Below are 15036 nucleotides of genomic sequence, written 5' to 3'. Positions count from 1 at the left end.
TACATGTTGATTTATAGGAGGAAATATGAATAAATCAGAATTATTAAATAGCATATCAGAAAAAAGTGGTCTTAAAAAAGTTGAATCTGAAAAAGCACTTAACGCATTTTTAGAAACAGTAGAAGAAGCACTTGTAGCTGGTGACAAAGTTCAACTTGTTGGTTTTGGTACTTTCGAAGTTAGAGATAGAAAAGCTAGAGAAGGTAGAAACCCAAGAAAACCAGAAGAAGTAATCCAAATCCCTGCTTCTAAAGCTCCAGTATTCAAAGCTGGTAAAACTCTTAAAGAAGCTGTTAACAAATAATAAATTAGAATTTTAAAAAACCGGATCTTGAAATAAAGAGCCGGTTTTTTTATTTTTTTATAGGTGTTCAAGCTTGAAGTCAATCTTTTGGTCTAGATCAACTCTTATGGTTGAAAAATTTTCATAGTAAACCATTCCATCTTTGGCACCCTTAGCTTTATTAACATTCTTCTTTTCTGTATAGTCTACATCCACTTTTTTATCATTAGAAAGTGATGAGTTAAGTGCAGCAAGATAGGCGGCTACCATTATATCATCATCGTAAAACTTATCAGCTTTTAATATTACATGGCTACCTGGGCTATCCTTAACGTGAAACCAGAGGTCATCCTTCCTAGCAACTTTTAGAGTAATATAGTCATTTTGTTTTGAATTTTTTCCGACATATATGTCAGCTCCGTTTTCAGTTTTATAATGAAGGGGCTTAGAAGGTTTAGATTTTTTCTTGTCTTTATTTTTTTTCTTTATCAACTTATTGTCAATCATTTCTTCTCTAATTTCTTCTAAATCTGAAATAGATTTTACTCTTGTAATAAAGTCCTCTAATTGATCTAAGTAGGATAGAAGATTTTCTTGCTTTGGTAAATCTTTTTGAGCGTAAACAATTGATGTTTTTATCTTTTTAGACCTATTATAGTAATCGTTTATATTCTCCCAAGGAGTTTTCATTGGATTTAGGGATATTTTTACCGGCTTATTTTGATTATAAAAGTCTTCTAGGGTAATTTCCTTGGCTTTTTCTTCAATCCTGTATAGGTTAGCTGCTAATAGGTCTGCATTTTTCTTTGCGTTTTCTGCTTGATTTTTCTTCGAAATATTAGTATTTAAAATACTTATCTTTTTACTTACAGCTTTTTTATGATTGTTAATTATTTTTATAATATTTGCCTTAGCTTGGTCTAATCTATCATTTGATTTATTTATAGAATAAAAATCATCTATGGCCTTACTCATTAAATCATAGGAGTTTTCACTAAAATTTAAGTGGGTTAATTTAAGAGTATGGTATTCTTTAATTTTTCTTTCATCCCTATAATCATAGGCACCCAATTTATTTTCCAGAATATCATTTCTTAACTTAAGGAGTAAATGATTTAATTCGTTTTTATCAGATTCGCTCACAAGTCCCCAATTTATCCTAGGATCAATCTTAGCCCTATGGATAAGTTCCCTACCAATAATAGGAGAAAATCCCTCATAATAGCTATAAAAGACCTTATAAGGCTCAATACCATTAGGTATCCTTGGGCTAATAGCAAATATATCTGCTTTAAAGTCAGCATCACTTATATCAATTTTTTCACTTTCGATTCTTTGATAGGGAAGGGATGGAAAAATTTGCCTAACTGAAGACATTTGGTCATTTACTCTCTTAATTGCATCAATAATTTTATAGTTATCGTCGGTTAAGATAATATTTGAATGTCTGCCCATAATTTCAATTATCAATTTTTTGCTGGTATCAAAGCCCATTTCATCAATTGACCCTATGGAAAATTCCACAACTCTGTCAAGTCCGTATTGTTTTATATCCAAAATCTTTCCTTGACCAATATGTTTTCTTAAAACCATGCAAAAATTATCAGGTTTTTCAGGATTTTCATATTTTTTTTCAGTCAAATTTATTCTTGCCTCATTATTATTTGCACTTAACAATAATTTTACTGACTTACCCATTGAATATATGTTAAAAACTAAGTCGTTTTTTGATGGTTGGGATATTTTTTGGATTTTCCCACCAAGAACTTCACTTTTGAGTTCGTTTACTATTTTTCTTGTTACTATTCCGTCAAAACTCATAATTCACCTCAGTTATATTATACTCTTTGCCATCAAACATGATACTTGAAGTAAAAACATATAAAAGTAAAATGAATAAGATAAGGGGGAGTGATGAAAAAGGGATTTTTATTAGTAATATCAGGACCGTCTGGAGTCGGTAAAGGTACTGTTCTTCATGATTTGATGAACACCCAAACAAACTTAGTATATTCTGTATCTGCCACCACTAGAAAGAAAAGGGATGGAGAGATAGAGGGAGTTAGCTATTTTTATTTAGATCACGATCAGTTTGAAAAAATGATCGCTGAAGATAAATTCCTTGAATATGCTCAAGTCCATAACAATTATTATGGAACACCCAAAGAATTCGTAGAAAAAAAGATAAACGAAGGCAAAATCGTAATACTAGAAATAGATGTACAAGGAGCTCTAAATATCAAGAAAAATACTGATAATGGAGTCTTTATTTTTTTAGCTCCACCAAGTCTTAAGGAATTAAAGAAAAGAATCGTAGGACGAGGTACAGAGACTGACGAAGATATTAAAATTAGGATGAATAATGCTAAAAAAGAGCTACAGTATATCAAGGATTACGATTATATAGTTGTTAATGACCACCTAAATTCTGCCATAACATCTGTTAATGAAATAATAAATGCGGAAAAACATAAGGTATTTAGGGAAGAAAATTTAGTATTTGAGGAGGATTAATGAAAAATCCATCATTTAAAACATTATCTGAAGTTAGCCCAAGTAGGTATGAAATTTGCATGATGTGCGCTAAAAGAGCAAGAAGAATTGTAAATGGATCTGCACCTTTAACTAAACATTTAGAGGCTAAACCAGTAACTCAAGCCTTAAATGAGGTTATTGAGGGTAAAGTAAGAAAAAAGTAATAATATGTTAGAAAATAAAAACATACTCCTAGGTGTAAGTGGAGGAATTGCTGCTTATAAGGTTTTAGACTTATGTTCTCGCCTTAAGAAAAGAAATGTAAATCTTAAGATAATTATGACTAAGTCTGCAACAGAATTTGTAAATCCTATTAGTTTTGAAACAATGGGAAGATGCATGGTTTATACAGATTTATTCACTGGCCATCATGAAGAAGTTCATCACATAGAGCTTGCCAAATGGGCGGATTTGATGCTACTAGCTCCAGCTAGTGCTAATACAATTGCGAAGATGGCTCATGGAATAGCTGATAATTTTCTTTTGTCAACCTATCTTGCCTTTGATAAGGATGTTGTAATAGCACCTGCTATGAACACCAATATGCTTAAGGCAAAGGCCACACAAAGAAATATTCAAATTTTAAGTGAAGATGGGGTTAGGATTATAAAACCAGAACCAGGTCTTTTGGCTTGTAATACAATAGGGGATGGAAGGCTTGAAGAGCCTGAGGAGATTGTAGATTTTCTTGATGATTATTTTACAGAAAAAGATCTCTTAGGCAAAAAAATTATTGTGACAGCTGGTCCAACTGTAGAACCAATTGATTTTGTTAGGTACATAACCAATAATTCTAGTGGTAAGATGGGTTATAATATAGCTAATGAAGCTAGGAAGCGTGGTGCAGAAGTTGTTTTGATTTCTGGTCCAGTAAACCCTCTTAAGGTTAATGGTGTCAAAAGAATAGAAATTAAAACTAATTCTGAAATGAAAGATGCAATTGAAAGAGAGTTTAAAAATTCTGATGCCCTAATAATGTCTGCAGCACCTGTTGATTATAAGGTTTCAAATCCAAGTGACAGAAAAATTAAAAAAGATGGTTCTAATTTAAGCTTAGAATTAATCGAAAATATTGATATAATAAAATATTTTGGATCAATAAAAAAAGACCAAACTATTATTGGTTTTGCTGCAGAAACTGATGATTTGATTGCTAATGCAAAGAGAAAACTATCTAAGAAAAATTTAGACTATATTATTGCTAATGATTTAACCAAATGGGGAGCAGGTTTTGATGTAGACACAAATGTTGCATCAATAATTTCTGAGGATCAAATAATTAACTTGGATATTATGCCTAAAAGCCAGCTGGCAAATAAAATATTAGATCTATTAAGGTGATAATTTGTACGCAAAAGTAATTATTGATAGCAAAAGCAGATTTTTAAATAGATCTTTTACCTATCATATTCCAGAAAAATTAAATAATAAATTACAAAGAGCAATGAGGGTCTTAGTTCCTTTTGGTAAGGGAAATAAGACTGTCGTTGCTTTTGTTTATGAAATTTTAGGAGATTTTGAAGCCGACTATGAGATCAAAGATATAATATCAATAATTGATGAAAATAAACTAGTTAGTGACGAATTATTAGACCTGGCATTTTTTATGTCAAAAGAATATCTTTCTCCAATCCAGCTATCATTTAAACAAGTTCTGCCACCTACTAGTATTGATAAAATAAAAACTTTTTATTTGGCGAATTCAAAAGAAGATAATGAAATACTTAATTATTTACAAATTGAGAGAAGTAAGGAGGAAATATTAAATAAATTTCCGAATAGCCTGGAAATATTAAATAAATTAGTTGAAGATAAGAAGCTTAAGGTCTTGTATGAAGCAAGTGATAAAATAAAAATTACTTATGATACTTATATAAAAATAAAAAATTCTAATATTAAACTAGCAAAGAATGCCAAAAAACAAAAGAAAATTATTGATTATCTAAAATATCATGGACAAACTAAGCAGAGTGATCTACTTAAAAATACTTCCTCTTCCTTATCTTCATTAAGATCTCTTATTGAAAAAGATATAGTTGAGGAAATTCAAAAAGAGGCTAATAAGGAGATTAAGTTAGATACAAACAGATATGATAAACACTCATTAAACGAAGACCAAGAAAAAGCTTTTAAAACTATTCTTAGTAAAGATAAGGGGCAATTTTTATTGTTTGGGGTAACAGGATCTGGGAAAACTGAGATATTTTTACAGGTTGTCGAAGAAGTTATAAAACAAGGAAAAGAAGCAATTATACTAGTTCCTGAAATTTCTCTAACTCCACAAACTATTGAGAGATTTTCAGGTAGATTTAATGAAAAAATTGCAATAATTCATTCAAGGCTCACTCCTAAAGAAAAATTCAACCAATGGATGATGATAAAAAATGGTGAAGTTAAAATTGCCATTGGAGCAAGATCAGCCATTTTTGCACCATTTGATAATCTTGGAGCTATTATTATAGATGAAGAGCATGATAATTCTTATATATCATCAAAAGACCCCAAGTACCATACAAGAGAAATTGCAAAATACAGAGCGTTTTACCATTCTTGCAAGCTGATTATGGCTTCAGCGACTCCTTCAATTGAAACTATGAAGGAAGTAAAGGATGGAAAACTAGATCTCTTGCACCTAAGAACTAGGGTTAATAATACTATGCCAGATATTAATTTGGTTGATATGAGAGAAGAGCTAAAAAATTCAAATTACTCTATGCTTTCATACAAACTGCAAGAAGAAATTAGGAAAAATCTTTCAAATAAAGAACAGACGATTTTATTTTTAAACAAAATAGGTCATGATTCATTCACCTTTTGTAGAGCCTGCGGATATGTTGTAAAATGTGAAGCCTGTGATGTAGCTATGACTTACCACAAAAATGTTGACAAACTTGTATGTCACTACTGCGGGAGGACCAAAAATCAAGTAAGAGTATGCCCAAACTGCCATTCAAAAAAGATTAAAGAATTTGGAGCAGGTACAGAAAAGCTTGAAGAAGAAGTAAGGCAATTTTTCCCAGACGCAAATATTTTTAGAATGGATTCAATGATAGCAACTAACAAGGCAAAGTATGACCACATGTATAGGTCTATGAAGGAAGGAAAGATTGATATCCTACTAGGAACACAAATGATTGCTAAAGGCCTTGATTTTGAAAATGTAACCTTAGTTGGGATAATATCTGCAGATCTTTCTTTGAATGTGGGAGATTTTTCTGCCCAAGAAACAAGTTTTCAACTTTTAACCCAAGTAGCGGGCAGGGCGGGTAGAGCTAATAAGCCGGGAAGGGCTATAATTCAAACCTATAAACCTGAAAATTTCGTAATTCAGGCTGTTAAGGAAAATGATTATGAAAGTTTTTTTGCTAATGAGCTTAAAATTAGAGAGGCTTTTTCATACCCACCTTTTAAAAATATAATTACGATAAAAATTATAAATGAAAATAGGGTAAAGACCATAGATATTTCTAGAGAATTTACTACTGAGCTGAAAAATTTAATGAAATCTAATTTAAATGTTGAAATAATAGGTCCAAATCCTTGCAAAATATCAAGAATAAATAACAAATACAGGTATAATATTCTTGTGAAGGTTAGTGACAAGGACCTTGATATTTGTAGAGATGTTATAAGCAGGGTTAGGAATTCTTTAATCAATAAATACAATGATACATCATTTATTGTTGCATTAAATCCTGTGAATATTAATTAAGGAGTCGGTATGTTTAATTTTTTTAAAAGGAAAAAGAAAAAATCTGAAGAACATGAAAACAAAGAAGTCATAAGAGAATCTGGTCAAGAATTAACTAATGATAATAGTAATTCAAATAGTGACGATAAGACTAACGAAGAATTTAATAAGTTCAATGAAGTAAATAAAAACAACAACTTAATTGACAAAATAGTAGAAAAGTTTGATGAAGTTAAAGAAGAAGTCAAATCTGGAGTAGAAAAACTAGAAGATAAGACTGAAGAAATTACTGATGATGTTAAATCAGCAGCAGAAAAAGCAGAGGCTAAGGCTGTAGAAGTTTCAGAAGAAGTGAAGTCTGAAGTAAAAGATATTGAAAATAAAGTTGAAGAAAAATCTAGTAATATTAAAGCCGGAAGATTTATAGACTTAACAAAAACTGAAAATACGGAAAAAAAAACTCTAAAAACTGAAGATGAGAAATTAAAAGAACAACAAGAAGAAAATCCAGAAAAAAAAAGCTTAAATATACCAACTGAAGAAGAAATCCATGATTTCAAATTAGAAGAAACTGAAGAACCAGTTAAAGAAAAAGAATCGATATTTGATAGGTTAAAAAAGGGCTTAACAAAGACTAGAGATAGTTTTACATCAAGTCTAACAAATCTTTTTACAAGAAATGTGAAAATAGACGATGATTTATATGATGAGCTTGAAGAAATCCTAATTTCTGCAGATATTGGTATGAACTCAACAATAGAAATTGTTGATGAATTACGTGGAGAAATCAAGAAAAGGTCTATTAAAGAAGCTGATAAAATTTATCCTGTCTTAAAAGAAATAATGATTAAAAATCTTGATGAAAACAACCTTAACAATGAAATTAAATTTAAAAAAGGAAAATTAACAGTAATTCTAGTAATAGGTGTAAATGGTGTAGGAAAAACTACTACAATTGGTAAACTTGCAAATAATTTCAAAAATGAAGGTAAAACAGTAATGCTTGCAGCAGCTGATACTTTTAGAGCAGCAGCTATAGATCAGCTCCAAGAGTGGGCAAAAAAAGCTGATGTAGAGCTTATTTCTCACAAAGAAGGTGCTGATCCATCAGCAGTAATTTTTGATGCTATAAAATCAGCTCGTAGTAAAGATGTAGACGTTTTAATATGTGATACTGCAGGAAGACTTCATAATAAAAAGAATTTAATGCAAGAGCTAGATAAAATCAATAGAACAATTGATACTCACGCAGTAAATTCAAATAGGGAAAACCTATTGGTACTTGATGCTACAACAGGACAAAATGCAGTAAGCCAGTTAAGAGAATTTAAAAATGTTACTGAGATTACAGGGCTAATTCTTACAAAACTTGATGGTACTGCAAAAGGTGGGGTAATATTTCCACTACAGGTTGAAGTAGAAGTTCCAGTTAAATATATAGGCGTCGGTGAAGGAATTGATCATTTGCAAAAATTCGATTCAAAATCTTTTGTAGAAGCAATGTTTTAATGTTGAAATATAGGTTTTAAGTGGTATATTATTCAGGTACTACAACAATCACACTCATGGATGGGTATTACGTTGCCGATAGTGGTTTAATATCCAGTTGAGATGAGTGGAAGAAAAAACGGAGGTAAATATGGCAGTAGTTTCAATGAAAAAATTATTAGAAGCAGGTGTACACTTTGGACACCAAACAAGAAGATGGAATCCAAAAATGTCAAGATTCATCTTCACAGAAAGAAATGGTATCTATATTGTAGATCTACAGAAAACAGCTAACCAAATTGAGGAAGCTTATAAAGTAATGAGAGACATCGTTGCTGATGGTGGTAGAGTTCTATTCGTAGGTACAAAAAAACAAGCACAAGACTCAATTCAATCAGAAGCTAAGAGATCTGGTCAATACTACGTATCTCACAGATGGTTGGGTGGTATGCTTACAAACTTTAAAACAATCAGAAAAAGCGTAGAAAAACTTCAAAGATACGAAAGAATGGAAGAAGATGGAACATTTGATCTTCTACCAAAAAAAGAAGTTCTTCAATATCAAAAAGAAATGGATAAGCTAGAAAGAAACCTTGGTGGTATAAAGGAAATGGAAGAACTACCAGATGTACTATTTGTAGTTGATCCAGGTGAAGAATCTATAGCAGTACACGAAGCTAAAATACTTGGTATTCCAGTAATAGCTATAGTTGATACAAACTGTGACCCAGATGAAGTTGACGTTCCAATCCCAGGTAACGATGATGCAATTAGAGCTGTAAAACTTATTACATCTGTAATGGCAGATGCTGTAATTGAAGCAAATCAAGGTAATGAATTTGATCCTTCTAATGATGAATATGAAGAAGAGGTTGAAGAAGAAGCTTCTGAAGTGGAAGTAACAGAAGAAGAAAACCTATCTGATGAAGCAATAAAAGAAGCAGCTGAAGAAATAAAAGAACAAGCTTTCGAAGAAAACGAAGCAGAATAAGTAGAGGAGATTTAGATGGCAATTAGTGCAAAATTAGTTAAAGAATTAAGAGAAAGAACTGCCGCTGGAATGATGGACTGCAAAAAAGCTCTTGAAGAAGCAGGCGGGGATATTGATAAAGCTCAAAAAATCCTAAAAGAAAAAGGACAAGCAACTCTTGATAAAAAATCTGGTAGAATTGCTGCAGAAGGTGTTATTGGTTCTTACATTCACAACGATAAGATTGGCGTAATTGTTGAAATCAATACTGAAACAGATTTTTCAGCTAATACCGACACAGTTAAAAACTTTGCTAGAGATATAGCAATGCACGTTGCTGCAAGTGCTCCTAAGTACATCTCTGAAGAAGATGCAGATGAAGCTGATGTGGCTGAACAAAGAGAAATCCTAATCAACCAAGCAATCAACGAATCAAGCGATAATATGCCTGAAGATAAGAAAAAAATGATTGCTGAGAAAAAGGTTGAAGGTAGACTTAAAAAATGGTTCTCAGAAGTTTGCCTACTAGATCAAGCCTTCATCAAAAACCCTGATTTAACGGTAGAACAACTTCTAAGAGATACTGCTAACGAAGTTGGCGAGAACATCAAAATCAGAAGATTTGCTAGATTCCAAGTAGGTGAAGGTCTTGAAAAGAAAGAAGAAGACTTTGCTGCTGAAGTAGCTAGCCAAATGAATGCATAATATAAAAATTTAAGCATAGACAATGGAAAGATAGCCTTGTCTATGCTTTTTTAATTGCGATAATATAAGTTGGTAAAAATACTGAATATAATTAAATTTATTTATTATAATAACTAGGTAATTAAATAAAACAATAGTTGACAAAATTATCAATCTAATGTATCATATACATAGTCGATTTAACACGCTAATGTATTTATAAGGAGCTATTATGAAAAATGAAAAAAATATCAGGCTTCCAAATTTAATTGAATCAGCCTTGCCTATTATAACGATGGTTAGTTTAATGATTTATTTATTTGTATTTGCTAAAGATGGGGAAGAAAATATATATGATGCCGCTCACCTCCCTCTTATTTGCGGGATAATGGTTGCTTGTATAGTTGGATTAAGGTGCGGGAATAGTTTTAGAGATATGCTTGATGGTATGATTGAACGTATAAGAACTACTCTTGATGCCATATTAATTTTACTTACTGTAGGTCTTCTTATATCATCTTTTATGATATCAGGAACTATACCAGCTCTTATATATTACGGTCTAAGTTTTTTAAGCCCAAAGTTATTTCTTCCTATTGGGTGTATAATTACTGCTTTAGTTAGTCTTGCTTGTGGTTCTTCTTGGACTGCTACGGCTACAATAGGAATAGCCTTTATGACTATAGGCCAAGGCCTTGGAATAAATCCAGCTATCACAGCGGGTATGGTTATATCAGGTGCTTACATAGGAGATAAGTTTTCACCCTTATCAGATACGACAAATCTAGCTACAGGTGTAGCTAAAACAGGTCTTTTTGACCACGTTACAGCTATGGTTTCAACAACTGGTCCGGTTTTCTTAATTTCTTTAATTCTCTATAGCCTATTAGGTATTAGAGCCAATGTTATAAACTATGACTCAAATATTGCGAAAGGAATAAAAACTGCACTCTCTAGTAATTTCAACTTAAACCCCTTAGTCCTACTTCCTATTGTTTTGATTGTTTTTATTTGTATATTAAGGATTGAAGGTCTTGCAGGTGTTATAATTGCTGTTATTGTTGGACTTATATTTTCTTTTATATTTCAAGAAAAAAGAAGTCTGGCAGAAATTTTTGCTATTCTACACTATGGACCAGACATTGCTACTGGCAATGAATTTGTAGACAAGGCTCTAGCTAAAGGTGGTATGGATAATCAAATGTGGACGGTTAACCTTATACTTTTAGCTGTTTCCTTTGGTGGAGCTCTGGAAAGAGCTGGTATTATTGAAAGGCTCTTTGCTCACCTTAAAGAAAGGATAAATTCAGTTGCTGGTCTTGTATTCGTAACTATGCTCACTTCAATTTTCTGCGATGCAACTATGTGTGATCAATTTTTAGGTATAGGTGTTCCTGCCCCACTATATGAAGATAAATATGATGAACTTGGTCTATCAAGGAATATGCTTTCAAGAACCCTTGAAGATGCTGGTACATTATGGGCTGTAATGTTCCCATGGACAGCGTGTGGTGCATATCAAATGAAGACCTTGGGTGTTAGTCCTATTAGCTTTTTCCCATTCGCCTTTGTAAATTTATTAAATCCTATTTATGCACTTATAACTGCTCTTTTGAAAAGAAATATTTTCTGGGCAGACGGAGCATACACTAATATTTTTGGTAAAACAAAGATGAAAAAAATGGCTAAGGCTCCTGAAGAAGCTAGAGAGTTTGCTATTAAAAATTTGATAAAATTAAGAAACGAAGGCAAGGCTCCACAAGTAAATATAAGTTAAGGAAAGATATAAAAATTGAAATATTTTAAGTTATAGAAATCCGTTATCTAAGAGGAAGCAAAGCTTCCTTTTTTTTTTACTTTTAAATGACCTTATTTTATAGTATAGTAAATATGTAGGAATTAAGACAACTTATTTTTATATAAATGATGATTATATAAATTAATCGAATTTTTTGAAAGGAGAAATACAATATGAAGAATAATCCAACTGAATTAATTGGAGGAACTCCTATATTGAAACTTAACTCACTCAAGAAAGAGGGAAGAGCAGATATATATGTTAAAATAGAAAAAAACAACCTAGCCGGCTCTATTAAAGATAGGATAGCTCTATATATGATAGAAGAAGCTGAAAAATCAGGCAAGCTTAAAAAAGGTGGTACAATTGTAGAACCAACTAGTGGTAATACCGGTGTAGCCCTAGCAGCTCTTGCTGCAGCAAAAGGCTATAATCTTATCTTAACAATGCCAGCTTCAATGAGTATTGAAAGAGCAAAATTAGCTATGGCTTATGGAGCAAAGGTAATTAGGACAACAGAAGGTGCCCTCCAGGGTGCTGTTGATAAGGCAAAAGAACTTGCTGAAGAAAACGGATATTTCTTGCCTGACCAATTTTCAAACCCAGCCAATATTAAAGCTCATTATGAAACAACAGGTCCAGAGATTTTATCTGAAATAAGTCCAGATGCTTTTATAGCTGGTGTTGGAACTGGTGGCACTGTAACAGGAACAGGTAGAAGATTAAAGGAAGCAAATCCTAATACAAAGATATACGCAATAGAACCAGCTGAAAGCCCACTTTTATCTGGTGGCAAGGCTTCTGGCCATAAAATTCAAGGTATAGGTGGAAATTTTATTCCAAAAAATTTAGATTTTGATATTCTTGATGGTATTGTTGACGTTAAAAGCGATGATGCTATAAATATGTCAAGACAGCTTGCAAAAGATGAAGCTTTAGCAGTAGGAATATCATCAGGAGCTAATGTTGTAGGTGCAATTGAAATTGCCGATAAATTAGGAGAAGGGAAAGTTGTGGTAACTGTTTTACCTGATACGGGCGAAAGATACTTATCAACTGAATTATATGACAATGATCAATTATAACGAATACAAAGAAGAATTAATTAAAAACGCCCTAGAACATGACCCAGCATTAAAAAGTGAAGAGGAGGCTATCCTCTTCTCTGCTGGTATAAAGGCCCTATTATCTCATTATATAGCACATAATCTATATCTAGAAGGCAAATTATATGAAGCACAAGAGATGGCTTATAAGACTAGGATGGAAACAGGAATTGAGATTCATCCTGGAGCAAAAATTGGAAGAAGATGTTACATAGATCATGGTATGGGAGTTGTTATTGGAGAGACAGCTGAAGTAGGTGATGATGTTTTAATGTATCACTCAGTCACCCTAGGAGCTGTAACAAATAAGAAGGTTAAAAGACACCCAACCGTAGGCAATAACGTAATGATAGGAGCAGGTGCCGTTTTACTTGGTAATATTAAAGTAGGTGATAATTGTAGAATTGGTGCAAATTCTGTTGTATTAACAGATGTACCAAGTGATTCAACTGCGGTAGGCGCGCCAGCAAAAATAATTCCACATAAAAAGTAGTTTTATGCTACTTTTTTTATTTTGTAAATAATGAAAACTATTTCGTATAATTATAAAAAAATGGTATAATATAAATGGAATATTAAAATTTCCATATTATTGGAGGTGATATGATGTTAGATAATATGAATCCAATTGTTGTTCTCATCATATTTGTCGCCTTCGTATTGTTAGCTTTTTATTTTGGCTATCTTTATCGTAAGAAAATTGGGGAGTCTGTAATAGGCGGTGCTGAAAATCTCAGTAGGCAAATTATAGATGATGCCAACAAACAAGCAGAAGCATTAAGAAGAGAAACTCTTATTGATGCTAAAGATGAAATTTCAAAATTGAAATCTGAAAATGAAGAAATGCTGAATCAAACAAGGAATGAACTAAATAAAAGAGAAGCTCGTTTGATTAAGAAAGAAGAAAGTTTAGACAATCGATCTTTATTGATTGACAAAAAATCTGATCAAATCTCTAGTGATCAGAAAAAGTTACAACAAAAAGAAGAAAAAATTGACAAGTTAATAGAACAACAAGAGTTGGAATTACAAAATATCGCTGGACTCACCAATAATGAAGCTAAAGAAATAATTTTAGCTCGAGTTAAATCTGAAACTATTCATGAATCAGCTAGGATGATTAAAGAGGCTGAAGAGAAAATTAAAGCAGAAAGTAAAAAAATGGCTACAGAAATTCTTGCAACTACTATTCAAAGATTTGCTCCAGAACTTGTAGCTGAAAATACTGTATCTGTAATTTCTCTACCTAACGATGAAATGAAAGGTCGTATTATAGGTCGCGAAGGTCGTAATATTAGAGCCTTTGAACAAGCCTCAGGTGTTGACCTTATAATTGATGATACTCCTGAAGCTGTAGTTATATCATGTTTTGAACCAGTAAGACGTGAAATAGCAAAAGTTGCACTAGAAAAATTAATTCAAGACGGAAGAATAAACCCATCTAGAATTGACGAAATGCTTCAAAAGGCAAGCGATGAAGTTGAAGCAAGGATAATTGAAGACGGTGAAGCAGCTGCTGAAACTGTTGGAATAATAAACCTACATCCTCAATTAATCAGGCTAATCGGTAAGATGAAATTTAGAACATCTTATGGACAAAATATCTTAAAACATTCTGTAGAAGTTGCATTACTTGCAGGAATGCTTGCTGATGAAATTGGTGCTGATAGTCAATTAGCAAAACGTGGTGGATTACTTCATGATTTAGGCAAGGCTATAGATCAAGAGCAAGAAGGAACACACGTAGCTCTAGGTGTTGAAGCTGCAACCAAATATGGCGAAAATAAATACGTTATAAATGCTATAGAATCTCACCACGGTGATGTAGAGCCAAATTGTGTAGAATCTATCTTGGTTCAAACGGCAGATGCCATTAGTGCTGCTCGACCAGGTGCAAGACGTGAAAGTCTCGAAAGTTATATTAAGAGACTTGAAAACTTAGAAAGAATTGCAAATTCTTTCGAAGGAGTCGAAAAATCTTTTGCTCTACAAGCTGGTAGGGAATTAAGAATATTAGTAAAACCTGAAAAAATATCTGATGATGAAATGGTTGTAATTGCTAGAGAGATTGCAAAGAAAATTGAAAATGAATTAGAGTATCCAGGTGAAATTAAAGTAAACTTATTAAGAGAGTCCAAAGCGATAGATTATGCTAAGTAGAAATTAATCAAGCTGCCATTATAACAATGGCAGTTTTTAATTTGCTTAATTTACAAGGTATAATTACACTTATTAAAAAATAAAAACGCTTAAAACGCAAAATAAAGCGTCGAATTTTCTGATAAAACATATGTTATAATAAAATAGGAAAAATATAAAACTATTAATTGAAATAATTTGAGATGAAGGCTAGTATCTTAGCTAAGATTTAAAATGTAAGAAGCTCTAAAAAATAGACTGGCAAAATAGTATAGGATTTTTATTTGTGTAAATTTGCTTAGAATCTTTAAACGCTTCATAAAATATATAAAAAAGAGGAGA

The 15036-nt window shown here is 32.2% G+C and carries 13 protein-coding genes; 12 read left to right on the top strand and 1 reads right to left on the bottom strand.

Annotation, left to right across the window (positions count from 1 at the left end; all coding sequences use genetic code 11):
• Positions 1-25 precede the first annotated feature (25 nt).
• The gene (locus J2Z38_RS02450) at positions 26-304 is read left to right on the top strand and encodes an HU family DNA-binding protein (protein ID WP_209772003.1); all 279 of its coding nucleotides are present in this window, start codon (positions 26-28) and stop codon (positions 302-304) included.
• Between the two features lie 57 nt (positions 305-361).
• Here the strand turns inward: J2Z38_RS02450 and J2Z38_RS02445 are convergent, their stop codons facing one another.
• Positions 362-2104, bottom strand: coding sequence for an Rqc2 family fibronectin-binding protein (locus tag J2Z38_RS02445; protein WP_209771999.1), 1743 nt, complete (start codon positions 2102-2104; stop codon positions 362-364).
• A gap of 93 nt (positions 2105-2197) precedes the next feature.
• Here J2Z38_RS02445 and gmk point away from each other — a divergent pair, with 93 nt between their 5' ends.
• The 11 genes from gmk (at position 2198) to rny (ending at position 14715) form a co-directional block, all read left to right on the top strand.
• A complete protein-coding gene (gmk, locus tag J2Z38_RS02440; protein ID WP_209771996.1) occupies positions 2198-2797 on the top strand; it encodes a guanylate kinase in 600 nt (199 codons plus the stop codon).
• Positions 2797-2982 carry a DNA-directed RNA polymerase subunit omega gene (gene rpoZ, locus J2Z38_RS02435; RefSeq protein ID WP_209771993.1) on the top strand — a complete coding sequence of 62 codons (186 nt, stop codon included), beginning with the start codon at positions 2797-2799 and terminating at the stop codon, positions 2980-2982. The genes gmk and rpoZ overlap by 1 nt, the downstream gene beginning before the upstream one ends.
• A gap of 4 nt (positions 2983-2986) precedes the next feature.
• Positions 2987-4159, top strand: coding sequence for a bifunctional phosphopantothenoylcysteine decarboxylase/phosphopantothenate--cysteine ligase CoaBC (gene coaBC, locus J2Z38_RS02430; RefSeq protein ID WP_209771990.1), 1173 nt, complete (start codon positions 2987-2989; stop codon positions 4157-4159).
• 4 nt (positions 4160-4163) lie between these two features.
• On the top strand, positions 4164-6530 hold the full coding sequence (gene priA, locus J2Z38_RS02425) for a primosomal protein N' (RefSeq protein WP_209771988.1): 2367 nt from the start codon (positions 4164-4166) through the stop codon (positions 6528-6530).
• Between the two features lie 330 nt (positions 6531-6860).
• Entirely contained in the window at positions 6861-8018 is a 1158-nt protein-coding gene (ftsY, locus tag J2Z38_RS02420) for a signal recognition particle-docking protein FtsY (protein ID WP_404800247.1), read from the top strand.
• Between the two features lie 130 nt (positions 8019-8148).
• Positions 8149-8988: a 30S ribosomal protein S2 gene (gene rpsB, locus J2Z38_RS02415; protein WP_209771986.1), complete on the top strand. Its 840-nt coding sequence runs from the start codon at positions 8149-8151 to the stop codon at positions 8986-8988.
• 15 nt (positions 8989-9003) lie between these two features.
• Positions 9004-9672 carry a translation elongation factor Ts gene (tsf, locus tag J2Z38_RS02410; protein WP_209771984.1) on the top strand — a complete coding sequence of 223 codons (669 nt, stop codon included), beginning with the start codon at positions 9004-9006 and terminating at the stop codon, positions 9670-9672.
• Between the two features lie 211 nt (positions 9673-9883).
• Positions 9884-11428 (top strand): Na+/H+ antiporter NhaC, encoded by a 1545-nt coding sequence (gene nhaC / locus J2Z38_RS02405; protein WP_209771981.1) that lies wholly within the window; start codon positions 9884-9886, stop codon positions 11426-11428.
• A 194-nt stretch (positions 11429-11622) separates the two neighbouring features.
• Complete coding sequence (cysK, locus tag J2Z38_RS02400) at positions 11623-12534, top strand: cysteine synthase A (protein ID WP_209771978.1); 912 nt, start codon at positions 11623-11625, stop codon at positions 12532-12534.
• Positions 12521-13048, top strand: coding sequence for a serine O-acetyltransferase EpsC (gene epsC, locus J2Z38_RS02395; protein WP_209772453.1), 528 nt, complete (start codon positions 12521-12523; stop codon positions 13046-13048). Before cysK ends, epsC begins: the two co-directional genes overlap by 14 nt.
• Positions 13049-13173: 125 nt before the next feature.
• Complete coding sequence (gene rny / locus J2Z38_RS02390) at positions 13174-14715, top strand: ribonuclease Y (RefSeq protein WP_209772451.1); 1542 nt, start codon at positions 13174-13176, stop codon at positions 14713-14715.
• Positions 14716-15036: the final 321 nt, after the last annotated feature.

The organism is Anaerococcus degeneri (assembly GCF_017874475.1).
GTDB classification, from domain to species: Bacteria; Bacillota; Clostridia; order Tissierellales; family Peptoniphilaceae; genus Anaerococcus; species Anaerococcus degeneri.
This window is presented reverse-complemented; position numbering and strand designations above follow the sequence as displayed.